Source organism: Rhizobium sp. Root708, assembly GCF_001429725.1.
Classification (GTDB): domain Bacteria; phylum Pseudomonadota; class Alphaproteobacteria; order Rhizobiales; family Rhizobiaceae; genus Rhizobium.
Genome location: NZ_LMHV01000042.1, coordinates 152,750 through 177,482 on the forward strand (window position 1 = coordinate 152,750; position 24,733 = coordinate 177,482).

Consider the following 24,733-nt stretch of genomic DNA (forward strand, 5'->3'; position numbering starts at 1 on the left):
CTGATTCCGCCAATGCGCCTAAGTATCGAGAACGACGACGCTTTCCTGCTGAACATTGTCTCCGGTCGCGTTCAGGCTGAAGCGCTCGGCCTTGAGCTTCCAGGCTCCCGGCGAGCCGTCGATGCTGAAGAGATTGTATGCGGCGGCCGGCTTGATGCCGCCTGGTCCCTGGGAGGCCGAGGCGATGCCGACGACGGGCACCGGGCCGGTCTGTCCGCGCAGCCAGTGCAACGTGTTGAGATGGGTATGGCCGTGCAGGACCAGTTCCGCCCCACCGGTGGAAATCATGGCGGCGAAGCGACGTATGCCGATCATCCGCTTGTGAAAGGATGTTGCGCCACGGATCGGCGGGTGGTGGATCATCACGACGCGAAACAGGCCGGCTTCGCCGGCGGCGCGCAGCATGTTGACCGTGTCGCGCGCCTGCCGGCTTCCGAAGAAGCCGCTGGCGGCAAAGGGCGGTGTCGCAACCGCGGTCGAGCAGCCGACGATCGCGACCTTTCCGCGAATTCTGAGATACGGAAAGATATGGCGATCTTCCTGCCATTCCTCGGGCGCCAGATCGCCGCGAACGTATTCGTACCAGGCGCGCATCGTTTTCTCGTAGGCGCCGGGGACATAGGCATCATGGTTGCCGGGTACGACCGAATTGTCCCGGGGGTCGCCGAGTTCCTGCAGCCAGTTTGCGGCCGCGCGAATCTCGATGCCGCTTGCGAGGTTCACGAGATCGCCGGTTACCGCGAGATGATCGACCTCCCTGGCGCGAATGTCGTCCAGCAAAACATCCAGCGTGCTGCCGAAAAGATGCTTGCGCCGGTTTCGATGCCAGTTCACAAAGCCTGTGATGCGTTTTGAAAAGAGTTCGCGGATGGATAGCCGAGGCAAGGGGCCGAGGTGTACATCCGATATGTGTGCAAGCTTGAACATGTGTGCACACATAGACCAGGATGATCGCAATTCAAACACATCTGCTTGAACGGATTGATGGAATTGGAAGTCGCGTGAAAGAAATCCGCCCCTGGCAGTCACGATTGTTGATGCGCTTTGTCCATGTTTACTTCGCGATGACGCGCGGAATGACCGTCGGGGTCAGGGCTGCGTGCTTTGACGCGGAGGGGCGCATCTTCCTCGTTCGCCACAGCTACGTTCCCGGCTGGCACATGCCGGGTGGCGGCGTCGAGCGCAATGAAGTCGCTCAGGAGGCCCTGGTCAAGGAGTTGCGCGAGGAGGGCAATCTGCGGATCGTCGGTCGTCCGGAGCTGTTCCACGTCTACTTCAACACCTCATCGAGCCGGCGCGACCACATCCTCTTTTATCGTGCGACGGTCGAGCAGACCGCGCCGCGCCCGCCGGATCGCGAGATCGTCGAATGCGGTTTCTTCGCGCTCGACAACCTTCCCGCCCAAACGACATCGGCGACCCATCGCCGGATCGCCGAGCTGACGAGCGAGCACGAGCCCGCCCATATCTGGTAGTTCGCCGCCTGACAGCCTCAGGCCGCGGCTTTCGCGCTGCGGCCATGCGGGCGATCGAGATCGAGCGCGGGACCGACAGGCACGATCCCGGTCGGATTGATGGTCTTGTGGCTGCGGTAGTAGTGGTCCTTGATGTGACGGAAGTTCACCGTCTCCTTGACACCCGGTGTCTGGTACAGGTCGCGCAGGTACCCCGACAGGTTCGGATAGTCGTCGATCCGGCGGATGTTGCACTTGAAGTGACCGACATAGACGGGGTCGAAACGCACAAGCGTCGTGAAGAGCCGCCAGTCCGCCTCCGTCAGACGGTCGCCGAAGAGATACCGGCCCTTGCCCAGACGATCTTCAAGCGTGTCCAGCGTTTCAAACAGCGTCGCGACACTTTCGGCATAGGCGTCCTGTGTGGTCGCAAATCCCGCCTTGTAGACGCCGTTGTTGACGGTGTCGTAGACGAGCGCGTTCAACTCATCGATCTCGGAGCGCAGGTCGCTTGGATAAAGGTCCAGGGTCGATCCGGTCAGATGATCAAAGGCGCTGTTGAACATGCGGATGATTTCCGCCGACTCGTTGTTGACGATGGTGCCTTTCTGCTTGTCCCACAACACGGGCACGGTCACGCGGCCCGAGTAGTGCGGATCGGCCTTGACGTAGATCTCCCAGAGCGCCTTGGCGCCGAAGAGACTATCGCCTGTCGCGCCATCTCCGACCTTGAACTCCCAGCCGTTCTCCAGCATCAGCGGATCGACGACCGAGACCGATATGAAATCCTCCAGCTTTTTCAGCTCGCGGAAGATCAGGGTTCTGTGGGCCCAGGGGCAGGCGAGAGAGACGTAAAGATGATAACGACCGGCCTCCGCCTTGAAGCCCGCTTCGCCTGAGGGACCGGCACTGCCGTCCGGGGTTATCCAATTGCGGAACTGGGACGCCGCGCGCTTGAAATGCCCTTTCGTCTCCTTGGTGTCGTACCAGACGTCCTGCCATACTCCGTCGACCAGCTTGCCCATCGGCTTTCATCCTTCAATCTTGTGTTGAGAAATAGATATCGCAGCTCGGCATCTTTTGCAGGGCGGAAAACATTGAACAGTGTGTCACGACGCTCACGTTGCTTTCGTTTTTCCATTGGACGAGCGAATTTTTTCCTGCTATCGGCCATGTTACATTTCAGGAACCGATTGATGTTTGCACCAAGAAACCTGCGACGACGCTGATGCTCCCGAACGCCCAAGGGCGTGTTCGAGATCCTCTTAATTCGTCTATCCGGTTTCTGTCTCATCATGCACAAGCACGATCTGGTCTACCTCACTGAGGACGCGTCGCACGACGCAGCCATCGAACACATCAACGAAGAAGCATTCGGTCCCGGTCGGCATACTCGAGCCGCAGCGCGGATTCGCGAGCAGGGGCCACATGATCTGGCTCTTTCCTTCATCTGCGCGGACGACGGCGAGACGATTGCTTCGGTGCGGATGACGCCTGTCGCAGCCGGTGAGGTGACGGGACATCTGCTCGGGCCGCTGGCTGTGCGTCCCTCCCACAAGAGCCGAGGCATCGGACGCGAACTCGTTCGGATCGCGGTCGAAGCAGCCCGGCGCAAGGGTTCGGAAGCTGTCATTCTGGTCGGCGATCCGCCCTATTACTCCCCGCTCGGCTTCGAAAAAGTTGCCTACAATGCGCTGACGTTTCCTGGTCCTGTCGACCCGGCGCGTGTCCTCGTCGTGCCGCTTGCCGATGATGTTCATGCACGCCTCAAGGGAAATATCGGCTGGCGCCCATAGCACGCTTGCGTTAGAGCGCTTGTATGCGGGTTGTCGCGGCCTTTGGTGGCGACGAGGAGGATCGCCCGCGCTGAGGGAGAAGAATGGCTCGGATTTCGATGGACGAGGCGCTGGACCGGGCAGGCACCGGCGCATTTCAATGGCGGCTTCTCGGCGTATTCGGCCTCGTCTGGGCGGCTGATGCGATGCAGGTTCTGGCGGTCGGATTTACCGCGGCGTCGATCGCGGCAACGTTCGGATTGTCCGTGCCGCAGGCGCTGCAGACCGGCACGCTGTTCTTTCTCGGAATGCTCATCGGGGCCTTCGCGTTCGGCAGGATTGCCGACAGGATCGGGCGTCGGAAGGTGTTGATCCTGACGGTCGCCGCCGATGCGCTGTTCGGCGCGCTTTCGATTTTCGCGCCGAGCTTTGCCGCTCTGCTCGTTCTACGCTTTTTCACCGGCATGGCCGTCGGCGGCACGCTGCCGGTCGATTATGCGATGATGGCCGAGTTCCTGCCGGCGAAAAGTCGCGGTCGCTGGCTGGTGGCGCTGGAGGGCTTCTGGGCGATCGGCACGCTGATCGTAGCGCTGGCCGCCTGGGCCGCAAGTGTTGCGGGCGTCGCCGATGCATGGCGCTATATCTTTGCCGTCACGGCGCTGCCGGCGCTCGTCGGCCTTGTTCTGAGGTTCTTCGTGCCTGAATCACCGCTATACCTGCTGCGGAGCGGCCGTCCTGACGATGCGAAGACGATCGTGAACCGGATGATGACCTTGAACGGAAGGGCGCCGCTCGGCCCACAGGACGAGATCGTCGCGGTCCATTCGCCATCCTCGGAAGGATTGTTTTCGCCGGCGCTTCGTCGGCGCAGCATCCTCATCCTCGCCATCTGGTTTCTGGTATCGGTGTCCTATTACGGTGTCTTCACCTGGATGCCGGCGAAGCTTGCCGGTGGTGGTTTCGGTTTCGTGCGAGGGTACGGTTTCCTGGTTTTCGTCGCGCTTGCGCAGATTCCCGGCTATGCGCTGGCTGCCTATGGTGTGGAGCGCTGGGGCCGCCGGCCGACGCTCGTGGCGTTTTCGCTGCTTTCGGCCGCCGGCTGCCTGCTTTTCGTCGCCGCTGCCAACGATCTTATGGTCGGTGCCTCGCTGCTGCTCATGAGCTTTGCGCTGCTCGGCACCTGGGGCGCTCTCTACGCTTATACACCGGAGCTTTATCCGACCGCCTCGCGGGCCACGGGGATGGGAACCGCAGGCGCGGTCGCAAGACTCGGCGGGCTCGTCGCACCGTCCCTGATGACGCTCGTGGTTTCAGAGGGGCTCGGCATAGCGATCGGGCTTTTCGCTGGATTCCTCGTCGCGGCTGCCATTGCCGCCCTGGCGATCGATGCCGAGACGCGTCAGGTCTCCCTGAGCTGAGCGCCTACGAGAACCGTTTCTTGAGCCATGTGAGGGAGTGGCCGCCGGTCATTTCCTCCAGCGATCCGACCGGCTGGTAGCCCTGGCGCTTGTAAACGTCGAGCGCCAGCGGGTTCATGGTGTCGATATAGGCACCAACGCAGCCGCGACGCTTGGCTTCGTCCTCGGCCATCTGCAGGAGTTGTCCGGCTAGGCCCTGTCCACGCATCTCTTCGGGCACAAAGAGCATTTCCACATACAGCCATCCGCGGGCGGTGTAGCCGACCAGTCCGCCTGAAAGCACGCCCGCATAATCGCGCAACCGGATTGCCAGCTTCTGGCGATCGCTGTCTCCGAAATGCTCGATGTTGTAGGCAATCAGCCTGTCGGCGATCTGCTTCCTGTCCTTCTTGGACAGGACCGTGGTGACCTTGAGCTTTGGCGAGGGCATAGAAGACCGTCCGGCGATGTGGTGAGGCTCTAGCGGATATCAGAGTCCCCGGCGGCGCGCAAAACCGTCAACGTCCTTCCCGCCACCACATGGCGCCGAATGCCAGCAGCAGGATGCCGACACCCGCAAAGCCCGCAAAGAGCGGCAGGGTGTTGATGCCCTTCAGCACGGTCTCATTGGTTAGGCGGATCTGCATGCGCTCGTCGTCGGCGGTACGAACCTGGCCGCGAACGGGCAGGATAGGCGGAATGGTAATCCCGTCCTTGTCATCCGATACGCGTGCGACCAGCCCCTTGCTCTTGTCGGCGATCGGTTTCAGCAGGTCGCTGGTCGAGATCATCGCCTTGAACTCGGGGGCATCGACAGCACCGACATGGACGAGCGTCGTCAGGTCACCGTTGCGGATTTCGAAGAGGCCGATTTCATCCATCTTCTTGTCGGCCTTGAAGAGACCCGGTTCCGCCTGCGCGAGCGGCAGTGTCTCGGTGCGGCCGGACGGATAGCGAACCGTCGCGCTTCCCGGATTGTCGCCGATCGTCTGGCGAGTGATCTCGAGCGTGCGGCCGGAGGCGCGGGCGGTCAGCGCTTCCTCTTCGAGCGCTGGCTCCTTCATGAGCCAGTGGGCGATCCTGCGGTAGAGCGAGACGTGCGGACCGCCGCCTTCGAAGCCACGGGCCCAGAGCCAGCCCTGGTCGGACAGGAGCATGGCGACGCGGCCCTGGCCCGCCCGGTTGAGCACCAGGAGGGGATGGTTGTCGGCGCCGACCATGACGGTCTGTCCCTGCGGCGGCTCGACGTCGACGCTGCGGAACCAGCGTCCCCAATGCGGCGGCTCGTCGCCGGAGCCATCGAGGCCGCGCGTAACGGGATGCTTGCGTCCTTCTTCCGACAGTCGCGGATAGAACGCCTTTTCGATCATCTGGCCGGTTGGGGCAGCCGGCAGGACCGACGACAATGGCGTCAATGCGATGGAGTCCTGTCCGGCATGCTCGGGGCCAGCCGCGATCAGAAGGGCCCCGCCGTTCTCGACGTATTGGGCGATGTAGTCGTAGTAGAGGATCGGCAGCACGCCGCGGTGCTGATAGCGATCAAAGATGATGAGGTCGAAATCCTTGATCTTGTCGACGAAAAGTTCGCGTGTCGGAAACGCGATCAGCGACAACTCATTGATCGGCGTGCCATCCTGTTTTTCCGGCGGGCGCAGGATCGTGAAGTGCACGAGATCAACCGCGGCGTCCGATTTCAGGAGATTGCGCCAGGCCCGCTCGCCGGCATGAGGTTCGCCGGAGACGAGCAGAACGCGCAGGTTCTCTCGGATGCCGTCGATAACGTGAACGGCGCGATTGTTGGCCTCGGTCACTTCGCCGGGCAGCGGCGCCACGGCAAATTCGAGGACGTTGCTGCCGCCACGCTCGACCTTGAACGAGAAGGGCGTGTCGCGTCCGGGTGTTGCCTGCAGCGTGGCGATCTCGTCGCCGTTCAGCTTGACGGTAACATCGGCGGTTCCGCCGGGGCTCGGACCGTCATCGAAGACGCGAAGGATCAGCTGCTGTTCTTCGTTGACGATCCCGAAACGCGGCGCCTTGATGACTTCGATGCGGCGATCGAACTCGTTGGCCTTGCCAGTGATCAGCCCGTGAATGGGAGCGTCGAAGCCGAGTGCCTGGTTGACGCCGGGAACGTCGTGGACTTCGCCATCGGTCAGCATGATCGCGCCGCCGATGCGCGCCGGCGGCACGTCGGCGACGGCGGCCGACAGCGCGTTGAACAGGCGCGTCGAGGGGGCGTCGGAATCTTCCGGCTCTGTCGCATCGACATAGCGCGGCTCGATATTCGGGAAGCGCGCCAATCGATCCTTGAGCTGAGCGAGCGCATCATTGGTCATCTTGACGCGCTCCGGCGTCTGCTGGCTCTGGCTGCGGTCGACGATGACAGGCACCACGGTCGACAGCTGCTCGCGATCCTCCTGCAGCAGCAGCGGATTGGCAAGCGCGGCCAGGAGCGCCAGCGCGGCAATGGTGCGAATCCAGGCGCCGCGAACGGAACGCCAGATCGCGAAGGCTGCGAAAGCGAGCACGACAACAGCAATCACCGACAGGATCGGCCAGGGAACGAAAGGCGAAAAAGCGACGGTCATATGCTACTGCCCCAGTCTTTCCAGCAGGGCAGGCACGTGGACCTGGTCCGTCTTGTAGTTGCCGGTCAGCATGTACATCATGATGTTGACGCCGGTTCGATAGGCATATTCGCGCTGCGTTTCATCCGGCGGCACCGTCGGTAGGAGCGGAGCGCCATTCGCGTCAACCGCCCAGGCGCCGGCAAGATCATTGCCGGTGATCAGGATCGGCGAGACACCGTCGGCCGTCGCGGCGGACTTGGCGTTTGCAGAACGGTTGTCCTGGCGCGCCTCGATCCAGAGCGGGCTGCCGGCATAGCGGCCCGGGAAGCTCGACAGCAGATAGAACGACTTTGTCAGCACGTGATCCGAGGGGACCGGCTCCAGCGGTGGTATGTCGAGCCCGGCCAGAATCTGTTGCAGGCGCTCGCCATTGGCACTGCTCGCACCGGCGCTGTTGTCGAGCGCGTTGAATTGATCCTTCGTATCGAACAGCACCGTTCCGCCCGAGCGCATGTAGGCGTCGATCTTGTTGATCGCCGCGGCTGACGGCATCGGAGCGGTGGCCGACACCGGCCAGTAGATGATCGGGTAGAATGCGAGCTCGTCCTTGGCCAGATCGAGGCCGACGGGGGGCGCCGGTTCAAGCGTCGTGCGGTAGGTCAGGAAATCGGTCAGACCTTCCAGCCCGCGCTCGGAAATCCGGTCGATCTCGGCTTCACCGGTCACCACATAGGCGAGGTGCGTGTTGTCGAGACGCTGCAGGATCTGCTCGTCGCCGGGTTTGGAATCGTCGGCCCACGAGGAGGACGGGTGTACGAGCGCGAGCGCGCCCAGCGCGACGGCAACCACGGCAACGGCGCGGCCTGCGCCACGAACGCGCGAGAAGGCACCGCCCATGAACATCACGATCAGGCTGTCCGCGACCAGCAGAAACAGGGCGATCAGGAACAAGGCGGGTTTGGCGGACCAGGTCTCGCCGCCGATCAGGCCCTCGCGAACCAAGGTTACCCCTGACGTATCGAGCGGTTTCAGTTCGGCGTTTGCCGGTAGCACATTCAATGCGGTGAAGCCTTCTTCCGAACCGTACAGGCCAGGCGGATTGTCGAAGCTCGCGAGCGGTGTGGTCTTGGCGTTCGGGATCAACGGGCGGGCGGCACCGGTTTCCGTCGTCAGGGCGCCCTTGGCGGTCAGAAGGCGGAACGGCGAGAGTGCTTCGGCGGTGCTTGCCGCACCTGCCTCCGAGGTCACTCCGCCCGATCTCGACAGTTGCACGATCCGCCGCAGCATCTCGACGAAGTTTCCCGAGATAGGAAGGTCGGACCAGGTGGCTTCTGCACTGACGTGGAAGAGAACGATCCGTCCGGCGCTGATCGGCTTGGTCGTCACAAGTGGCGTGCCATCCGCAAGGCTTGCCCAGGTGCGCTCGGCGAGATCCGGGGTCGGCTCGGCCAGCACCTGTCGCTTGACGGTCACGTCGGTCGGCTTCGCCATGCCAGCGAAGGGGCCGAAGTTCGGGAATTCCGCCAGTGGCTGCGGTTCGGCCCAGGACAGGGCGCCGCCGAGTGCGCGCTCGCCCTGGCGCAGCGTCACGGGTACGAGCGGGTCGTCGGCGGGTGCCGCGGCGAGGCGCGGTCCGGCGAAGCGGATGAGCGTGCCGCCATTGGCGATCCAGCGCTGCAGCGGCTCGTAGGTTTCCTGCGGCAGGCGGCCGATATCGGCCATGATGATCACCGAGGGGTTCTGCGAGAGCAGGTCCGGGATCGCGGACGCAAGATCAGGCGAATTCGGCTCGATCAGGTCCGCATAGGGCTGAAGCGCGCGCTGGATGTAATAAAGCGGGGATAGCAGCGGCTGGAAGTCGTCGCGTGCTTCGCCCGAGAGCAGTACGACGCGACGGCGCTTGAAGCCGTCATCGAGCAGATGGACAGCGCCGGCCGTCGCGTGATTGTCGATGCTGACGCGGGCGAAATCGTTGCGCATCTCGAACGGAGCGGTGATCGAGCCGGTGGCGACCGATTGGCCGGGTTGGAAGTCGACCGCTCCAGCCGCGATCGGGCGGCCCTGGGCATCCTGTGCCGTCAACGGCAGGGAGGCGGCGAGCGTGCCGTCGAGACGCGTCGCAGTCACGCTCATGGAGCCCGCGGCATTGCTTGCCGTCGTGATGGCGACCGTGTCTTTCTGGTCACCGGTCACAAGGCGCAACTGGCCGGGCTGCAGATCGGAGAGCTGCTTGACCGTCGCATCGGCTTCTTTCGCGGCGGCGCCATCAGTCAGAAATGCGAGGGTGCCGGGGTGAACACCGTTCAATGCCGCACGCAAGGCTTCGAATGCACGCTGACGATCCGGCACGAGCGGCTTCGGCTCCGCGGCACGCAGCTTGTCCCTTGCAACTGCGGCTGTTCCGGCCACGGCATCGTTGGTCGGGTCGGCGGTGAACGCGATCGAAACCGGGATGCCGGCGGATTCTGCGTCGTCGATCAGCGCGTCGGCTGTCTTCACGCGGCGTTCCCAGTCCGGCGAGGTTGCCCAGCCGTTATCGACGAACAGCACAAGCGGGCCGCCCGAGGCAAGCGAGCTGGTGCGCGGATTGAAGACGGGGTCGGCGATCGCCAGGATCACGGCGGCTGCCATCAGCATGCGCAGCAATGTCAGCCACCACGGGCTTTGCGCCGGCGTTTCTTCCCGCTTGAGAACGGTCGCCAGGATCTTCAGGGGTGGGAAGACTTCGCTTTGAGGCCGCGGCGGTGTCAGGCGGAGCAGCCACCAGATGATAGGCAGCGCGATCAGAGCGCCGAGAATGGCCGGATAGGCGAAGGCAAAGGGGAGAGCGCTCATAGTTGCCCTCCGTGGTTTGCCTTGGCCGGCATTCCGGAGAGGTACATGTGCACTGCGACCAGTGCCTCGGAAGCAAGATGATCCGTGCGGTGGCTGATGAAAGTCCAGCCGAGATGGCGAAGCGCCTCGCCGAGACCGGCGCGGCGGGAAAGATAGGCGCCGGTATAGGCTTCGCGCAGGTTCTCGGCTCTGCCGGAGGTTAGTTTCGAGCCTGTCTCGGGATCGGTGAATTCGGTGCGGCCGCTATAGGGGAACACTTCCTCGGCGGGATCGGCAATCTCGATCACATGGCCGCGCAGGCCGCGGCGAGCCAGCGGGCCGATCCGCGCCATCACGGCCTGCGCCTCATCGAGGAAATCGCCGATCAGAACCAGATCGCTCCAGCCCCGGATCATGGCGGTATCCGGGAGGCCACCGGCGAGGGGGGCGTGCATCAGGGCTGCCGCGAGACGTTCAGCGGCGTTGCGGGCGGAAACGGGCTCCATCACCCCGGGGCAGCCGACGCGCTCTCCGGAACGGGCGAGGATTTCGGCAAGTGCCAGCATGATGACGAGCGCGCGGCTTTCCTTGGACACACTGCCGAAGCTCGACTTGTACATCATCGACGGCGACATGTCGGCCCAGAGCCAGATCGTATGTGCGGCCTCCCATTCGCGGTCGCGGATATAGGTGTGGTCGTCCCGGGCGGAACGCCGCCAATCGATCCGCGACAGGCTTTCGCCGTCCGTATAGGGCCTGAACTGCCAGAAATTCTCACCGATGCCGCGCTTGCGGCGGCCGTGCCAGCCGGCGATCACGGTATTTGCAATGCGCTTGGCTTCCACCAGGCAATCCGGCACCAGGCTCGCGCGCTGGCGTGCGCGGGCGAGGGCATCGTTGCCTGAGGTCGGATTGACGATCTGTCCGATAGGTGCCACGCGTCAGGCTTCCTTATCCCTTGGCTTGCTTGACGAGGTCGGCGATGACATCGCGGACAGACATTCCCTCTGCGCGGGCCGCGAAGGTCAGTGCCATGCGATGCTGAAGGATGGGTTCGGCCAATGCGTGGACGTCGTCGAGCGATGGTGCGAGGCGGCCTTCATAAAGGGCGCGAGCCCGGGCGCAGAGCATCATCGCCTGGCCGGCGCGCGGGCCGGGACCCCATGCGACGTTCTTGTCCGTCGATTGATTGCCCTGGCCGGGGCGCGCGGAGCGAACCAGCGCGAGGATCGCGTCGACCACCCGGTCGCTGACCGGCATCTGGCGGATCAGCGTCTGAATCTCGACGAGGCGTTCCGCGTTCAGGACGGATTGCGGCTTGGTCTCGCTGAGGCCGGTTGTTTCCAGCAGGATCTGACGTTCGGCGGCAAGCTCGGGATAGTGGACGTCGACCTGCAGCAGGAAGCGGTCGAGCTGGGCTTCCGGCAGCGGATAGGTGCCTTCCTGCTCCAGCGGGTTCTGCGTGGCGAGAACGTGGAAGGGCGAGGGCAGGTCGTAGCGCTGGCCGGCCACGGTGATGTGGTATTCCTGCATCGACTGCAGCAAGGCGGACTGGGTGCGCGGCGATGCGCGGTTGATCTCATCCGCCATCAGGAGCTGGGCGAAGACCGGACCCTTTACGAAGCGGAATGATCGACGACCGCTATCGTCCTGATCCATCACTTCCGAGCCGAGAATATCCGAGGGCATGAGGTCGGGGGTGAACTGAATTCGGTTGGCGCCAAGCCCGAGCACTTCGCCGAGCGTGGTGACCAGCTTGGTCTTGGCAAGGCCCGGCACGCCGACGAGCAGGGCGTGGCCGCCGGAAAGAACGGCGAGCAGCGTGTTCTCGACGACGCTCTCCTGGCCGAAGATGACCTTCGAGACTTCCGCACGGACGGCGGCGATATCAGCAAGTGCTTTTTCGGCCGCGGCGACGATCGCCTTCTCATCAAGCGGGGCTTCGTTCTTCATCATACCCATCAGGGATCTCCAGCGGCTGAAATCAATCGTCGCGAATCGACGGACTTACACGTCTCACCCATACCCGATAGAGTTATGAAGATGTTGCGGGCTGACAAGTTCGTTTCGAATGACTATCTCGTGACGATGCTTGGGTTAAGGGTAAACCGGGACGGAAGAATGGCAACCGGAGAGATCAGCGAAAAGACGGATGCGGCCGGTCTGGCGGCCCTGATTGCGCGTGCTGCCGGCGACGGTGGCGAGGGAAAACGCGAGCTTCCGCCGGTGGATCGCTGGAATCCCCCCTTTTGCGGCGACATCGACATGGAAATCCGCGCCGACGGAACCTGGTTCTACATGGGGACGCCGATCGGACGCGCGCCGCTGGTGCGGCTGTTCTCGACGGTGCTGCGCAAGGATGACGACGGCAAGACATACCTGGTAACTCCTGTGGAAAAAGTAGGGATTAGGGTCGTCGATGCGCCATTCGTCGCCGTCGAGATGAACCTGTCCGAACGCGACGGAGAGCCGCTGCTTACCTTCCGCACGAACGTCGGCGATGTCGTGGAGGCTGGTGAACAACATCCGCTCCGCTTCGTGATCCAGGGGGAGCACGATGAGCTCAAGCCATATCTGCTGGTGCGCGGGCGCCTCGAAGCGCTTGTTTCGCGGGCGGTGATGTATGAACTGGTCGAGCTCGGCGAGGTTTGCGAAATAGACGGCGAGGCGATGTTCTGCGTCCGCTCCGGCGGCCAGCGTTTCGCCGTCATGCCGGCCGAGGAACTGGGTACCCTTTCACAATGACCGACCGTTCCTCGCTTTACACCGCATCGGAATTTCGCCGTCGCGCTCTTCACCAGAGCGGCGGGCCGATTGAATCGTCGTGGCGCGATCATGGCGACCACATCCTCAACCCTGACATCGTCGCGCAGGTCGAGACCTTCAAGCTGCGCGATGCCGCGGTGCTGGTGCCGGTGATTGATGATGGCGACCGGGCGAGCGTGATCTTCACGCAGAGAACGGCAACGCTGCGCAAACATTCGGGACAGATCGCCTTTCCCGGCGGCAAGATCGACGAGGTCGACCGCTCGCCGGAGCAGGCGGCGATCCGCGAGACCAGGGAAGAGATCGGCCTGGACGATACGTACGTGGAGACGGTCGGGCGGCTGCCGAACTACCTTGCCTCGACAGGATTTCGCATAACGCCCGTGCTTGCGGTCGTCCAGCGCGGTTTCGAGCTTCACCTCAATCCGAGCGAAGTCGACGATGTGTTCGAAGTGCCGCTGTCCTTCCTGATGGACCCGGCCAATCACACCAGGGACAAGCGGATGATTGACGGGCTCGACCGGCACTTCTACCGCATGCCCTATGAAACACGGATGATTTGGGGCATTACCGCCGGCATTGTCCGCACGCTCTACGAAAGGCTTTATGCATGACCAACCTTGCTGACGCGGCGTGGTTCAAGGATCCCTCGCTGAAGCGGGCCTTCGACCTGCTCAATGCGGATGGAGGCGAGGGCCGCGTGGTGGGCGGTGCGGTGCGCAACAGCCTGATGCGCCTGCCGGTCAGCGATATCGACATGGCAACGACGCTGACGCCCGATGTGGTGATGAAGCGTGCCGAGGCGGCTGCGATCAAGGCTGTTCCGACGGGTCTTGCGCATGGGACCGTCACGCTTGTGATCTCCGGCAAGCCTTTCGAAGTCACCACGCTTCGGGCCGACGTCGAGACGGACGGCCGGCGCGCGAAGGTCGCGTTCAGCAACGATTGGCGCACCGACGCGGAGCGGCGGGATCTGACGATCAACGCGCTTTATGTGGATGCTGAAGGCGAGGTGATCGACCTCGTGGGCGGTCTTGCTGATATCGAGAAGCGCAGCATCCGCTTTATCGGCGATGCGGCGACCCGCATAGCCGAGGACTATCTGCGCGTCCTGCGGTTCTTCCGGTTTTTTGCCTATTACGGTTCGGGACGACCGGACGCCGATGGACTGAGAGCGGCGGCGGCCGCACGTGCCAAGCTAAAGACGCTGTCTGCCGAGCGTGTCTGGTCGGAATTGCGCAAACTGCTTTCGGCACCCGATCCGGGCCGCGCTCTGCTCTGGATGCGCCAGATGGGCGTCCTGACCGAAATATTGCCGGAAAGCGAGAAATGGGGGATCGACGCAATCCCCGCGCTGGTTGCGACGGAAACGGCGCTTGAGTGGACGCCGGATCCGCTGCTTCGGCTCGCGGCAATCGTACCGCCCGACGTCGACAGAATGGAGAAGATGGCGGCGAGGCTGCGGTTGTCGAACGCGGATACCGACATTCTGAAGACCTGGGCACGCACGCAGCCTGTCGATGATGAACTGTCGTCGGCCGCTTTCGACCGCTTGCTATACCGGGATGGAACGTCGGGGATTGCCATGCGTCTCAAGCTCGCGCTTGCGGTCGCGAGGGGCAAAGCCGAGGGTGATGTCAAGGAAATGGCACGTTCGGCGCGACTCGGAAAACTGCTGGATCACGCCGAGCGTTGGCAGAAGCCCAATTTCCCTCTCAGCGGCGGCGATGTGCTCGCTGCCGGCGTAGAGCCAGGAAAGGTGGTCGGCGAAAAGCTTTCGATGCTCGAAAAGGAGTGGATCGACGGCAATTTCGGACAAGACCGGGCGGCATTGCTCGCCCGGCTGAATGATGTGGTCAAAAACAACTAGATCAGGCGGCGTTCGCTTCGTTGCGGATGCGTGCCTTGATATTATCCACCATGTTTTCACGGATGATGGTTTCGCCGTGCGCTGTCTTCATGTGATCGACAACCCGGCGAACGACTTCCGCATCGTCGTTTGCCCGGGTGTGCCAATCGCATCCCGGTACAAGCGTTCCACATTCGAAAATTCTCATTCCGTCCTCCTGTCTTGGGTCGACCCGACGTCACGCGGGTGACGGTTCAGGTCAATGCTCGAAGGGGCAAGAAGGTTCCGGCCGGTTGCTGCGCCGGCCGGCAACTGGATGCTATTCGGGCATGGCCCAAGCGCGGTAGCAGTCGGTGCTCACCTGATTGTCCTGGCCCTTGGCCAGATTGGACAATTCTTCCGGCGAACGGCCGCTGGCGAGCTGTAGTTTTACTTGCTCGACATAGCAGGAAAGGGGCAGATCGGACCCGCTCTTCGCTCGCATCTCTTCCGCAATTCGTTGCAGGAACTCCGGTGCGTCGAGAATGCGTGGTGTCTGCTGAATCCCCGCCGCCGACGGTGACCCACTCTGTATCGTCATGACAATCCTCCTCCGATTGTTACGCACGAACGTTTGCTAGGTTACTACTCAACCCTCCGAATTGAAAGCATTCCGAGCACCTCGATCACACTTTCCCCGATTACGGCCAGCGCACCATGGGGGGCAGCGATGAAAGAATGGACTCGACATTTCCTCCCGTCTTCAGGCCGAAGATCGTTCCACGATCATAAAGGAGATTGAACTCCACATAGCGCCCGCGGCGAATCAATTGTTCTTCACGATCCTGTTCTGTCCACTGTTTATTGAAGTTGGCGCGAACAATCCGTGGATAAACCATGGAAAACGCGCGGCCGACGTCGCGCGTGAAGGCGAAATCGGCGTCCCAGCCGCCGATCTCCTCGCCGGAATGCAGCCAGTCGTAGAAGATGCCGCCAATGCCGCGATGCTCGTTTCGGTGCTTCAGAAAGAAGTAATCGTCGCACCATTGCTTGTAGGCCGCGTAGTCGGCGACAGCGGAGTGGGTGCGACAGGCAATTTCCATCGCCTTGTGGAAGAGGCGGCTGTCCTCGTCCTCCTGGTCGCGCCTGCGATCGAGAACCGGCGTGAGGTCCGCACCGCCCCCGAACCAGCGGCTGGAGGTGACGACCATGCGGGTGTTCATGTGCACGGCCGGAACGTTCGGATTGACGGGATGAGCGATCAGCGAAATGCCCGATGCCCAGAAGCGGGGATCTTCCTTGGCGCCTGGCATTTGCGCGCGCAGATCCGGTGCGAATTCGCCGTAGACGGTGGAGGTGTGGACGCCGACCTTTTCGAAAACGCGGCCATGCATCATCGACATGCGGCCGCCGCCGCCAGCACCGTTCTCGCGCTGCCAGTCCTTTGCCACGAAGCGGCCGGGGTCGCGATCGGAAAGTGGACCCGTCAGCTCGTCCTCGATCGTTTCGAAGGAGGCGCAGATCGTGTCGCGCAGCCCTTCGAACCACGCACGGGCGGCCGTCTTCTTTTCCTCGATGTCCTCAGGCAAGCCGATCGGCAGGTCTGGTCGTTCCATTGGCGTCGTCTCCGGTGAGCCTGCATCCCCCGATGCGACTCGTCGTCTGTCACTGTTGCTTCCTGATAGCAGTTGCATTCCGCGCTCGCCAGCAGCGCGAGTCGCGCCGTGAGGTTGGCTCAGATTCGACTCGCAAAAAGCGATTTTCAATACTACGTTTTCTTCCAGAGGTAGACTTATGACGAAAATCCCTGGACCGCCGTCCTTCGACGGGTTGAAGCGACGGATTGCTACCCACCGGGCGGAAGGTACCCCCCGGAAGAATGATCGTTTCGTGCGGCAGACTTATTGCCTCAATTTGCTTGAGGCGCGGGCAAAGGCCCGTGAGTGGTTCGACGAGTATCCCAAGGCGGCTTATTGGACCGAAGTGGAAAGCTGGCGCCAGATCGAAGGCGACCGCATCGAATTCACCATGCGGCGCTTGCCATCGGCCGATTGAGCGTTCTCACTATTCCGCCGGATTGCGCAGGCGGCTTTCGATCAGAAGGCCGCTCTCATCGAGGATCGGATGCGCGACGGAAACGATGTGGGCGTTGATGCGCTTGAGGTCGCGCAGCATGTCCAAGTGCAGAGAACTCGTCTGCAGGCTGTCGGTTCGGCCATCCCTCAGTCGTTCCAGATGGCGCTCCGAGGACTGCTTTTCCATGTGCCTTACCTCCACTTTCACCTCCATCAATTGCTTGGCGAGGTTGAAGTCGCGCGTGACGAAGATCGTCTGGGCGATGCGCAGGTTGTCGATCGTCAGGTGGAAAAGCTTGGTCAGCTCGGCATAGCCGTCGTCGGAGAACTTGAGGCCGAGAGAGACTTTCTTGGTGATCTGCGAGAGCAGTCCCTTCTCGATGATGTCGCCGATGTGCTCGAGGTTGATGGCGTAGTCGATGATGACGATGGAGCGGCGACCGTCCTCTTCGCTGAGGCCGGCGCGGCCGAGCTTCGACAGGTAGACCTTGACCTCCTGCTGAAGCCGATCCACGCGCCGTTCCAATGACGGGATTTCGCCAAGCTTTGACAGATCGTTCCGCTCGAAGGAGGCCGAGGCCCGCAGCAGCATGCGCTCGATCAGGTCGCCGACGCCGAGCACTTCGCGCGTGGCGCTGGCGAGCGCCACCACGGGCGTCGCCAGTTCATGCTCGTCGAGGTACCGCGGTGCATCGTCAGGCTGCACATCGGACGAGACCAGCTTCTGCATCAACCTGGACAGCAGTGGCGCGAACGGCCAGGCGAGGGCGGCAAGGAGAACGTTGAAGCACAGATGGATATCGACTGGCAGTTTGGCGGGCGCCAGCGGCAGCATCTCGAGTGCATCGGCTGCGTATCCGGCAATCGGGAGCATAAGGAGGCAGCCGATCGCGCGAACGATCAGATTGCCGATCGTGACCCGTCGTGATGCCGCTGAACCGGAGAGCGAGGCTATGACCGGGGGAATGGCGCCGCCGAGGTTCGCTCCGAGCACAAGCACGACAATCAATCCGGCGGACAGGATCCCGGTCGAGGCCAGCGACAGGATAAGGACGACGGCGGCGAGGCTGGACGATGATATGAACGCGATCCCCGCGGAAAAGGCCAATGCCACCGGCCAGGCATTGTCGAGCAGACCGATGAAGGCGGCGAGGGCAGGCGACTGGCGCATCGGTTCGGTGGCACTGCTGAGCAGATGCAGGGAAAGAAGCATGAGGCCGATGCCGATCAGCGCCGTGCCCCCGCCCTGCCGCGAGGAAGAGCCGCTTCTGTAGAGAACGATGCCTACGAGGATGACAAGTGGCGACAGCCACTCGATGCCGGTTGCGACGATCCACGCAGTAACCGCCGTGCCGACATTGGCGCCGAGCAGCACGATCTGCGCCATGCGCGGCCTGACCAACTCGCGCTCGACGAAGGACGACACCATCAGGGCCGTGGCTGTCGAACTCTGCAGGGCGATCGTGGCAAGGAAGCCGGACACGAACGAGCGGGCGCCGCTGCGGGTACCGGATGCAAGGCCCGTCCTCAGCTTGGCGCCGAACGCGCGCGAAACGCCGTCCTTCACCTGCGCAAGGCCGAACAGCAGCAATGCCACGGCGCCGAACAGGTTGATCATGACAATTGTGGATTCCATGCCGGTGCCGTCTTTTTCTATCCTTCGGCATGAAGAATGCGGTCCGCAATCTCAAGCATACGATATGCTCAAAATATTGAAATCACAGCGATTCACATGCGTCTTTTATTGTCCGGCTAATAACTATACGCGCCTTTGGCGAATTCACAATGCCGTCTGCGACATATTCCGGGACAGACCGGCGCTGGCCTGACGCAGCCTTTTCAAGACCATACGGTCTGTCGCATCGCCTCGCCGACGATCATCGCTGCGGATACGGCAACGTTGATCGATCGCTGCCCTTCCACCATCGGAATGAGAATCCGCGCGTCCGACCGGTCATGGACATTGTCAGGAACGCCGGCGCTTTCGCGGCCGAAGAGCAGGATGTCGTCGGGGCGAAAGGCAAAGTCGGTATATCGGCCGGATGCCTTGGTCGAGGCGAGAACCAGGCGGCGGGGCGTCCTCTGCCGCCATGCGTCGAAGTGGCCCCAGGTCACATGCCGCGTGAGCGCCGCGGCGGCAATATAATCCATGCCCGCGCGCTTCAGGTTCCGATCCGATATGTCGAAGCCCGCAGGCTCGATGATATCGACCGCGAAACCCAGGCAGGCGGCAAGCCGAAGGATCGTTCCCGTATTGCCGGCGATGTCCGGTTGATAGAGTGCTATCCTGAGGTCTGTCATATCGATGCCGCCATGTTGCTTTTGCGGAAATCTACCTATTGCAGCAGTGTTGCGGGCGCAACAGCCCCGGTATTGGTGCCTATTGGCCGGTTTTTCGGCAAATAGGGGCTGGAATTTTGGGCGAATTCGCGTTATCGGTGCACATCTTTTAATCGCCAGAAGGGAGCGCCAAGATGGAAATATTGCCGCGTATGCGCTCTCGACGCGTGAACCCACGACTGGCGACCTGGCACGCCTAGTGCCATTTCTTTCCTGAATCCCCATTTTTGATCCAATGCGCGGCTGTCACGGCCTCGCCCCTTGAACGTCCGGTTCCCGATTTGTGCCTTCGCGCGGTGTTTTGCGCGGGCAGGGCGGCCGGAACGCTGAAGTTTCGGAGCATTCTCGATGTTTGGCTGGTTTGAACAGCGCCTCAATCCTTTCCCCACGGAAGAACCAAGCGTTCCGCCGAGGGGCCTCTTTGCCTTCTGCTGGCACTACACCAAGCCGGCGGCGCCGTGGCTGGGCATCATGGCCGTGCTGACGGCCTTCATCGCCATCGGTGAAGTGGCTCTCTTCCAGTTCCTAGGCGATGTCGTCGATTGGCTGACCAAGGCTGACAAGGCAACCTTCCTGCAGACGGAATGGCCGCGCCTTGCATGGATGGGAGGCTTGATCCTCATCGGTCTGCCGCTGGCCGCCGGGCTGGATTCGCTGATCATGCACCAGGTGCTTCTCGGCAACTATCCGATGATTGCGCGCTGGCAGATGCACCGTTTCCTGCTGCGCCACAGCATGACCTTCTTCGCAAACGAGTTCGCCGGACGCGTTGCGACGAAGGTGATGCAGACATCGCTCGCCGTGCGCGAGACCGTGATGAAGATCCTCGACGTCTTCGTCTATGTGGTCACGTACTTCCTGACGATGATCATCGTAATCGCGGCCGCCGACTGGCGGTTGATGATCCCGATCCTTGTCTGGCTCGCCGTCTATGTCGGCATCGTTTCCTATTTCGTTCCGCGGCTTCGCAAGATCGCGGCGCAGCAGGCAGATGCGCGCTCGATGATGACCGGACGCGTGGTCGACAGCTACACGAACATTGCCACGGTGAAGCTGTTTTCGCATGCCGGGCGGGAAGAAACATACGCACGTAGCGGCATGGAGGAGTTCCTCGGAACCGTCCATGCGCAGATGCGCCGCGTGACCCTGTTTCACATCTCCGTCTACATGAACAACTGCGTTGCGCTGTTCGTGATATCGGGGCTGTCGATCTGGTTCTGGCTGAACGGGCAGATCTCCGTCGGCGCTATCGCGATTGCCATCGGCCTCGCGATGCGCGTCAACGGCATGTCGCAGTGGATCATGTGGGAAGTCTCGGCGCTGTTCGAGAATATCGGCACGGTCTATGACGGCATGGAGATGATGTCCAAGCAGCACGACATCATGGACAAGCCCGGGGCTCCGCAGCTTACCGCCAAGAAGGGAGCGATCCACTACGATCACATCCGCTTCCACTACGGCAAGGGCAAGGGTGTCATCGACAACCTGTCGCTCGACATCAAGCCGGGCGAGAAGGTGGGCCTGGTCGGCCGTTCGGGTGCCGGCAAGACGACGCTGATGAACCTGCTTCTCCGCTTCTACGATCTGGAGTCAGGCCGCATCACGATCGACGGGCAGGACATCGCCGGCGTTTCGCAGGAGAGCCTGCGCGAGTTGATCGGTGTCGTCACGCAGGATACCTCCCTGCTGCACCGCTCGATCCGCGACAACATCGCCTACGGTCGTCCCGACGCTTCGGATGCCGAAGTCACCCAGGCGGCAAAACGCGCCAATGCCTGGGACTTCATCGAGGGGCTGGTCGACATGCAGGGACGCAAGGGGCTCGACGCGCAGGTCGGCGAGCGCGGCGTGAAGCTCTCCGGTGGTCAGCGCCAGCGGATCGCGATCGCCCGTGTGTTCCTGAAGGATGCGCCGATCCTCGTGCTCGACGAGGCCACGTCCGCGCTCGATTCCGAGGTCGAAGCTGCGATCCAGGAGAACCTGTTCGCGTTGATGGAAGGCAAGACGGTTATCGCCATTGCCCACCGGCTCTCGACGCTGACGGAAATGGATCGCCTGATCGTGCTCGACAACGGCAGGATCATCGAGGCGGGAACGCATCTTGGTCTGGTTCAGCAGGGCGGTGTCTATGCCGATCTGTGGAACAGGCAATCGGGCGGCTTCATTGCCGATCACTCCGAAGACGCCGAAGCGGCGGCGGAATAACAAAAGCCCTCCCTGATCCGTTCAGGGAGGGCTTTTTCAATTGCGGGTTTCAGTGGTTGTCGGCTGACAGGCTGTCGGCCCAATCGATGACCCGATGCCCTTCCACAGCCATGCTGTTGGCGGAGGCAAAGGCGCGCAGGACGGCTAAACGCCGTTCTTCCTCGCGATCTATCCAGGCAGAAATCGCCTCCGTCACGATCTGATCGTAGGGTATCTCGAACTGTTCGATAATCGCATCGAGCCTCTCCGCCAGCGGCAGGGGAATACTCGACGTAAACGTCTTCGTCTGCATTGCGGCCGTCTCCCGTGAAATGCTACCCTACGCCGAGATTGTGGCGAGTTATGCTTCATGCAACGGCGATGCCGTTGATGTTACCAAACGTTACGAAAATATAAGGTTTGTCCGGCGGGCGTTTTTCTTCCCCGCTCCGGCTTATAAGCCTATATCCCAAATATGCTCTTGAATCGACTCTTTCGTATCTTCGAAAACTGGATTGAACCCTTTGCGCCGCGCGACAATATTCAGCCGCCGCGCTCAACCCTTGGATTCATCTCGTTCTATATCGGCCAGGCGAAAACGCCGTTCATCGCGATGCTTGTGCTCGGGGGGCTTTCGGCTGCGATCGAAGCGGCCTTGTTCTGGTTCGTCGGCCGTGTCGTCGATATTCTGGCGACCATAACTCCGGCGGCAGGGTGGAGCGGACTTCTCGCCGCGCATGGCGCCGAATTGTTCGGCATGCTCGTCCTTATCGGCGCGGTCCGCTTCGTCGTGGCCCTGCTCATCGCGCTAGTTGATCAGCAGGTGATTACGCCTGGATTCTACAACCTGGCCCGCTGGCAGTCCTATCTGCACGTTTCCCGCCAGTCGCTGTCGTTCTTCCAGAGCGATTTTTCCGGGCGTGTCGTCAACAAGGTCTGGTCGGCCGGGCAGGCCGTCGGCGATCTTGTCACGTCGCTGATGGAGAGCGTCTGGTTCGTCGGAATCTACGCGGTCACGACGCTGGTGCTGGTTGCGCGCCTGGACTTCACGCTGGCTGCCGTCGTGCTGGCCTGGCTTTGCGCCTTCGGCATGCTCGCCCGGTACTTCGTGCCGCGTATCCGCTTCCATTCGCGCGAGACCGCCGAAGCGGCTTCGATGCTCAACGGCCGCATGGTCGACGCCTACAGCAATATTCAGACGTTGAAGCTCTTCGCCCGTGACGAGGAGACCGACCGCTACATGCGGGAAGGCTTCGATTTCTATCAGGAAACGGTTCTGCGGTTCACCCGCTTCATTACCGGTGTTCGGGCGTCGATGGCGCTGGTCTCCGGCATCATGATCGTCAGCATGGCGGCGCTCAGTGTTCACCTGTGGCTTCAGGGACTGATCAGCGCCGGCGCCGTGGCATTTTCGCTGGCCCTGGTGTTGCGTCTCAACTTTCTGCTCGGGCGCCTGATGACGCAGTTCAACGGTATCATGCGCAATCTCGGGACGATCCAGAATTCCGCCGAGCTGATCTCGCAGCCTCTGGGGCTGGTCGATCGGCCGAATGCGCCTGAGTTGGTCGTCAAGGAGCCAGGTATCCGCTTTGAGCACGTCTCGTTCCACTACGGCAGGGGCAAAGGCGTTATCGACGACTTCTCCCTGACGGTTCGCCCGGGTGAGAAGGTCGGCATTGTCGGCCGGTCGGGTGCCGGAAAGTCGACGCTCGTGAGCCTTCTGCTGAGGCTCTACGATCTCGAAGGCGGGCGGATTCTGGTCGATGGCCAGGATATTGCCGCGGTCAACCAGGAATCGCTCAGGATGCAGATCGGCGTCGTCAGCCAGGATACGTCGCTGCTGCATCGATCCGTGCGCGACAACATCCTTTTCGGGCGACCTGATGCAGGCGAGGGGCGCTTGATCGAGGCTGCCCGGCGGGCCGAGGCGCTCGGATTTATCGAGCGCCTGCAGGATCAGCAGGGGCGTAAGGGTTTCGACGCGCATGTGGGAGAGCGCGGCGTCAAACTTTCCGGCGGTCAGCGGCAGCGCATCGCGATCGCCCGCGTGATGCTGAAGGATGCGCCGATCCTCGTGCTCGACGAGGCAACGTCGGCTCTGGATTCCGAAGTCGAGGAGGCGATCCAGTCGAACCTCAACCGGATCATGGACGGAAAGACTGTCATCGCGATCGCGCACCGATTGTCGACCATCGCGGCGCTCGATCGCCTCATCGTCATCGACGGCGGAAAGATCATCGAAGAGGGGACGCATGAGGCCCTTCTGCGCAAGCGCGGGCTCTATGCCGAATTGTGGGCTCGGCAGTCTGGCGGCTTCCTTGCTGTCGACCTGCCCGAGGATACGGGCCGTGGTGCCGGCCAGGAGATCAAGGTAATCTGAGCGGGCTTCGCCTGTGGTGGAAGATATGCCAAGGCGGCGAATGCGCGTCCTGACGTGTGGGCGGATCGCCAGCAGAAATGTCGCGGCAATCGCCGCCGTGAAAGCAAAACCGCGCTCCCGGTGGGCATCGGAACAACGTTCGGCATTATAGCTTTCGAAGCAATGTCGGGCGCGAAGCTATAAGCGAAAGCTCACGCTCAGTATTGTATCCTGCCGCTCAAGGATATTGCTCCGGGCGGTCCAGAGACACACACAGAATAAAGTCTCTTTCGCGAAGCTGCGTCGATAGTCTAGCGCCAGTATTTCCGCATGCGGCCGCGAGCTAGTGTTTTGTGCGTCGCAGCAATGTTGCAAGCATGTGATTGTCTTTAAAAATCGACCTGAGATTACCGCGACATTGTGCCCGGATGGCCTTGCCAAGGCTGGACATAATTTGCGATCAAGCATAGAACGCGCCGGATTGGTGGGGAATCTATGGTCGAATTGTGTCATGACAGATTCGCCGCTGCGAGGGGCAAGGCGGAGTTCCGCAAAATTTGCGTAGAGGATGGTTTAAGCCGTGAGCGAACACGAAACGACAAGCGAGGTCACGGGCGAGCCCACTCGCCGTGATTTCCTTTATCTCACCACTGGTATGGCGGGCGCCGTGGGCGCCGTTTCGGTCGCATGGCCGTTTATCGATCAGATGCGCCCGGATGCCTCGACATTGGCTCTGGCATCCATCGAAGTCGATGTTTCCAGCCTTGAGCCCGGAATGTCGCTGACCGCCAAGTGGCGCGGCAAGCCGATTTTCATCCGCAACCGTACACCTGAGGAAGTGAAGGCCGCGGATGAAGTTCCGATGGCCGAGCTCAAGGATCCGGTCGCGCGCAACGCCAATCTTGCGGCTGACGCGCAGGCAACGGGCATCGACCGTTCCGCCGGCAAGGACAAGGAAAACTGGATCGTCATGATCGGTTCCTGCACTCATCTCGGCTGTGTGCCGCTCGGCCAGGCCGGCGAATACAACGGATGGTTCTGTCCCTGCCATGGCTCGGTCTATGATACGGCCGGCCGCATCCGAAAAGGTCCGGCGCCACAAAACCTGGCGATCCCGACCTATTCGTTCGTTTCCGACAAAGTTATCAAGATCGGTTGAGGGGGACTGATT

The 24,733-nt window shown here is 61.9% G+C and carries 23 protein-coding genes; 10 read left to right on the forward strand and 13 right to left on the reverse strand.

The features are described from left to right. Positions 1–18 precede the first annotated feature (18 nt). The gene (locus tag ASE04_RS23405) at positions 19–927 is read right to left on the reverse strand and encodes a metallophosphoesterase family protein (protein WP_056823415.1); all 909 of its coding nucleotides are present in this window, start codon (positions 925–927) and stop codon (positions 19–21) included. 110 nt (positions 928–1,037) lie between these two features. Here ASE04_RS23405 and ASE04_RS23410 point away from each other — a divergent pair, with 110 nt between their 5' ends. Next, on the forward strand, positions 1,038–1,475 hold the full coding sequence (locus ASE04_RS23410) for an NUDIX domain-containing protein (protein WP_082597458.1): 438 nt from the start codon (positions 1,038–1,040) through the stop codon (positions 1,473–1,475). Positions 1,476–1,492: 17 nt separating this feature from the next. On the opposite strand, the gene ASE04_RS23415 is transcribed toward ASE04_RS23410, so the two are convergent. Next, positions 1,493–2,479 (reverse strand): glutathione S-transferase family protein, encoded by a 987-nt coding sequence (locus ASE04_RS23415; protein WP_056823421.1) that lies wholly within the window; start codon positions 2,477–2,479, stop codon positions 1,493–1,495. 270 nt (positions 2,480–2,749) lie between these two features. Between ASE04_RS23415 and ASE04_RS23420 the strand changes: the two genes are divergently transcribed. Continuing rightward, positions 2,750–3,250 carry a GNAT family N-acetyltransferase gene (locus tag ASE04_RS23420; protein WP_056823424.1) on the forward strand — a complete coding sequence of 167 codons (501 nt, stop codon included), beginning with the start codon at positions 2,750–2,752 and terminating at the stop codon, positions 3,248–3,250. A gap of 83 nt (positions 3,251–3,333) precedes the next feature. Continuing rightward, complete coding sequence (locus ASE04_RS23425; protein ID WP_056823427.1) at positions 3,334–4,647, forward strand: MFS transporter; 1,314 nt, start codon at positions 3,334–3,336, stop codon at positions 4,645–4,647. A gap of 4 nt (positions 4,648–4,651) precedes the next feature. Here the strand turns inward: ASE04_RS23425 and ASE04_RS23430 are convergent, their stop codons facing one another. The 5 genes from ASE04_RS23430 to ASE04_RS23450 form a co-directional block, all read right to left on the reverse strand. Next, positions 4,652–5,077, reverse strand: a complete 426-nt coding sequence (locus ASE04_RS23430; RefSeq protein ID WP_056823430.1) for a GNAT family N-acetyltransferase — start codon at positions 5,075–5,077, stop codon at positions 4,652–4,654. A gap of 67 nt (positions 5,078–5,144) precedes the next feature. Further along, on the reverse strand, positions 5,145–7,214 hold the full coding sequence (locus tag ASE04_RS23435) for a hypothetical protein (RefSeq protein WP_056823433.1): 2,070 nt from the start codon (positions 7,212–7,214) through the stop codon (positions 5,145–5,147). Between the two features lie 3 nt (positions 7,215–7,217). Further along, positions 7,218–10,031 (reverse strand): DUF4159 domain-containing protein, encoded by a 2,814-nt coding sequence (locus ASE04_RS23440; protein ID WP_056823442.1) that lies wholly within the window; start codon positions 10,029–10,031, stop codon positions 7,218–7,220. After that, positions 10,028–10,948 (reverse strand): DUF58 domain-containing protein, encoded by a 921-nt coding sequence (locus ASE04_RS23445; RefSeq protein ID WP_056823444.1) that lies wholly within the window; start codon positions 10,946–10,948, stop codon positions 10,028–10,030. The genes ASE04_RS23440 and ASE04_RS23445 overlap by 4 nt, the downstream gene beginning before the upstream one ends. Before the next feature lie 13 nt (positions 10,949–10,961). Next, positions 10,962–11,972 (reverse strand): AAA family ATPase, encoded by a 1,011-nt coding sequence (locus tag ASE04_RS23450; RefSeq protein WP_056823448.1) that lies wholly within the window; start codon positions 11,970–11,972, stop codon positions 10,962–10,964. A 159-nt stretch (positions 11,973–12,131) separates the two neighbouring features. Here ASE04_RS23450 and ASE04_RS23455 point away from each other — a divergent pair, with 159 nt between their 5' ends. From ASE04_RS23455 to ASE04_RS23465, 3 genes are read left to right on the forward strand one after another with little or no spacing between them, the layout of a single operon-like run. Beyond that, positions 12,132–12,755, forward strand: a complete 624-nt coding sequence (locus ASE04_RS23455) for a DUF1285 domain-containing protein (protein WP_056823451.1) — start codon at positions 12,132–12,134, stop codon at positions 12,753–12,755. Further along, complete coding sequence (locus tag ASE04_RS23460; RefSeq protein ID WP_056823454.1) at positions 12,752–13,390, forward strand: CoA pyrophosphatase; 639 nt, start codon at positions 12,752–12,754, stop codon at positions 13,388–13,390. Before ASE04_RS23455 ends, ASE04_RS23460 begins: the two co-directional genes overlap by 4 nt. Next, entirely contained in the window at positions 13,387–14,646 is a 1,260-nt protein-coding gene (locus ASE04_RS23465) for a CCA tRNA nucleotidyltransferase (protein WP_056823458.1), read from the forward strand. Before ASE04_RS23460 ends, ASE04_RS23465 begins: the two co-directional genes overlap by 4 nt. Position 14,647: 1 nt before the next feature. Here ASE04_RS23465 and ASE04_RS23470 read toward each other — a convergent pair whose 3' ends face one another. From ASE04_RS23470 to hemF, 3 genes are all read right to left on the reverse strand, one after another. Continuing rightward, a complete protein-coding gene (locus ASE04_RS23470) occupies positions 14,648–14,833 on the reverse strand; it encodes a DUF1059 domain-containing protein (RefSeq protein ID WP_056823462.1) in 186 nt (61 codons plus the stop codon). A 111-nt stretch (positions 14,834–14,944) separates the two neighbouring features. Next, positions 14,945–15,205, reverse strand: a complete 261-nt coding sequence (locus ASE04_RS23475) for a hypothetical protein (protein ID WP_056823464.1) — start codon at positions 15,203–15,205, stop codon at positions 14,945–14,947. A gap of 100 nt (positions 15,206–15,305) precedes the next feature. Beyond that, the gene (hemF, locus tag ASE04_RS23480; RefSeq protein ID WP_056823467.1) at positions 15,306–16,220 is read right to left on the reverse strand and encodes an oxygen-dependent coproporphyrinogen oxidase; all 915 of its coding nucleotides are present in this window, start codon (positions 16,218–16,220) and stop codon (positions 15,306–15,308) included. A 178-nt stretch (positions 16,221–16,398) separates the two neighbouring features. Between hemF and ASE04_RS23485 the strand changes: the two genes are divergently transcribed. Then, positions 16,399–16,659: a hypothetical protein gene (locus ASE04_RS23485; RefSeq protein WP_056823471.1), complete on the forward strand. Its 261-nt coding sequence runs from the start codon at positions 16,399–16,401 to the stop codon at positions 16,657–16,659. A 9-nt stretch (positions 16,660–16,668) separates the two neighbouring features. Here ASE04_RS23485 and ASE04_RS23490 read toward each other — a convergent pair whose 3' ends face one another. After that, positions 16,669–18,315 carry a Na/Pi cotransporter family protein gene (locus ASE04_RS23490; RefSeq protein WP_056823474.1) on the reverse strand — a complete coding sequence of 549 codons (1,647 nt, stop codon included), beginning with the start codon at positions 18,313–18,315 and terminating at the stop codon, positions 16,669–16,671. A gap of 203 nt (positions 18,316–18,518) precedes the next feature. Continuing rightward, on the reverse strand, positions 18,519–18,980 hold the full coding sequence (locus ASE04_RS23495) for a tRNA (cytidine(34)-2'-O)-methyltransferase (RefSeq protein WP_056823478.1): 462 nt from the start codon (positions 18,978–18,980) through the stop codon (positions 18,519–18,521). 387 nt (positions 18,981–19,367) lie between these two features. On the opposite strand from ASE04_RS23495, the gene ASE04_RS23500 reads away from it, so the two are divergent. Beyond that, the gene (locus tag ASE04_RS23500) at positions 19,368–21,224 is read left to right on the forward strand and encodes an ABC transporter ATP-binding protein (protein WP_056823487.1); all 1,857 of its coding nucleotides are present in this window, start codon (positions 19,368–19,370) and stop codon (positions 21,222–21,224) included. Positions 21,225–21,273: 49 nt separating this feature from the next. Here ASE04_RS23500 and ASE04_RS23505 read toward each other — a convergent pair whose 3' ends face one another. Further along, on the reverse strand, positions 21,274–21,516 hold the full coding sequence (locus ASE04_RS23505) for a CopG family ribbon-helix-helix protein (RefSeq protein ID WP_056823490.1): 243 nt from the start codon (positions 21,514–21,516) through the stop codon (positions 21,274–21,276). Between the two features lie 162 nt (positions 21,517–21,678). Between ASE04_RS23505 and ASE04_RS23510 the strand changes: the two genes are divergently transcribed. Together ASE04_RS23510 and petA are read left to right on the forward strand one after the other, a co-directional pair. Further along, positions 21,679–23,583 (forward strand): ABC transporter ATP-binding protein, encoded by a 1,905-nt coding sequence (locus ASE04_RS23510; RefSeq protein WP_056823499.1) that lies wholly within the window; start codon positions 21,679–21,681, stop codon positions 23,581–23,583. A gap of 559 nt (positions 23,584–24,142) precedes the next feature. After that, positions 24,143–24,721, forward strand: a complete 579-nt coding sequence (gene petA / locus ASE04_RS23515) for a ubiquinol-cytochrome c reductase iron-sulfur subunit (protein WP_056823507.1) — start codon at positions 24,143–24,145, stop codon at positions 24,719–24,721. Positions 24,722–24,733 lie beyond the last annotated feature (12 nt).

Coding starts and splice junctions, on each gene's coding strand:
- ASE04_RS23440 (WP_056823442.1), bottom strand. CDS start 10,031: ATGAGCGCTCTCCCCTTTGCCTTCGCCTATCCGGCCATTCTCGGCGCT.
- ASE04_RS23485 (WP_056823471.1), top strand. CDS start 16,399: ATGACGAAAATCCCTGGACCGCCGTCCTTCGACGGGTTGAAGCGACGG.
- ASE04_RS23425 (WP_056823427.1), top strand. CDS start 3,334: ATGGCTCGGATTTCGATGGACGAGGCGCTGGACCGGGCAGGCACCGGC.
- ASE04_RS23430 (WP_056823430.1), bottom strand. CDS start 5,077: ATGCCCTCGCCAAAGCTCAAGGTCACCACGGTCCTGTCCAAGAAGGAC.
- ASE04_RS23460 (WP_056823454.1), top strand. CDS start 12,752: ATGACCGACCGTTCCTCGCTTTACACCGCATCGGAATTTCGCCGTCGC.
- ASE04_RS23450 (WP_056823448.1), bottom strand. CDS start 11,972: ATGGGTATGATGAAGAACGAAGCCCCGCTTGATGAGAAGGCGATCGTC.
- ASE04_RS23410 (WP_082597458.1), top strand. CDS start 1,038: ATGCGCTTTGTCCATGTTTACTTCGCGATGACGCGCGGAATGACCGTC.
- hemF (WP_056823467.1), bottom strand. CDS start 16,220: ATGGAACGACCAGACCTGCCGATCGGCTTGCCTGAGGACATCGAGGAA.
- ASE04_RS23455 (WP_056823451.1), top strand. CDS start 12,132: ATGGCAACCGGAGAGATCAGCGAAAAGACGGATGCGGCCGGTCTGGCG.
- ASE04_RS23465 (WP_056823458.1), top strand. CDS start 13,387: ATGACCAACCTTGCTGACGCGGCGTGGTTCAAGGATCCCTCGCTGAAG.
- ASE04_RS23405 (WP_056823415.1), bottom strand. CDS start 927: ATGTTCAAGCTTGCACACATATCGGATGTACACCTCGGCCCCTTGCCT.
- ASE04_RS23500 (WP_056823487.1), top strand. CDS start 19,368: ATGTTTGGCTGGTTTGAACAGCGCCTCAATCCTTTCCCCACGGAAGAA.
- ASE04_RS23505 (WP_056823490.1), bottom strand. CDS start 21,516: ATGCAGACGAAGACGTTTACGTCGAGTATTCCCCTGCCGCTGGCGGAG.
- ASE04_RS23490 (WP_056823474.1), bottom strand. CDS start 18,315: ATGGAATCCACAATTGTCATGATCAACCTGTTCGGCGCCGTGGCATTG.
- ASE04_RS23435 (WP_056823433.1), bottom strand. CDS start 7,214: ATGACCGTCGCTTTTTCGCCTTTCGTTCCCTGGCCGATCCTGTCGGTG.
- ASE04_RS23475 (WP_056823464.1), bottom strand. CDS start 15,205: ATGACGATACAGAGTGGGTCACCGTCGGCGGCGGGGATTCAGCAGACA.
- ASE04_RS23420 (WP_056823424.1), top strand. CDS start 2,750: ATGCACAAGCACGATCTGGTCTACCTCACTGAGGACGCGTCGCACGAC.
- ASE04_RS23415 (WP_056823421.1), bottom strand. CDS start 2,479: ATGGGCAAGCTGGTCGACGGAGTATGGCAGGACGTCTGGTACGACACC.
- ASE04_RS23510 (WP_056823499.1), top strand. CDS start 21,679: ATGCTCTTGAATCGACTCTTTCGTATCTTCGAAAACTGGATTGAACCC.
- ASE04_RS23470 (WP_056823462.1), bottom strand. CDS start 14,833: ATGAGAATTTTCGAATGTGGAACGCTTGTACCGGGATGCGATTGGCAC.
- ASE04_RS23495 (WP_056823478.1), bottom strand. CDS start 18,980: ATGACAGACCTCAGGATAGCACTCTATCAACCGGACATCGCCGGCAAT.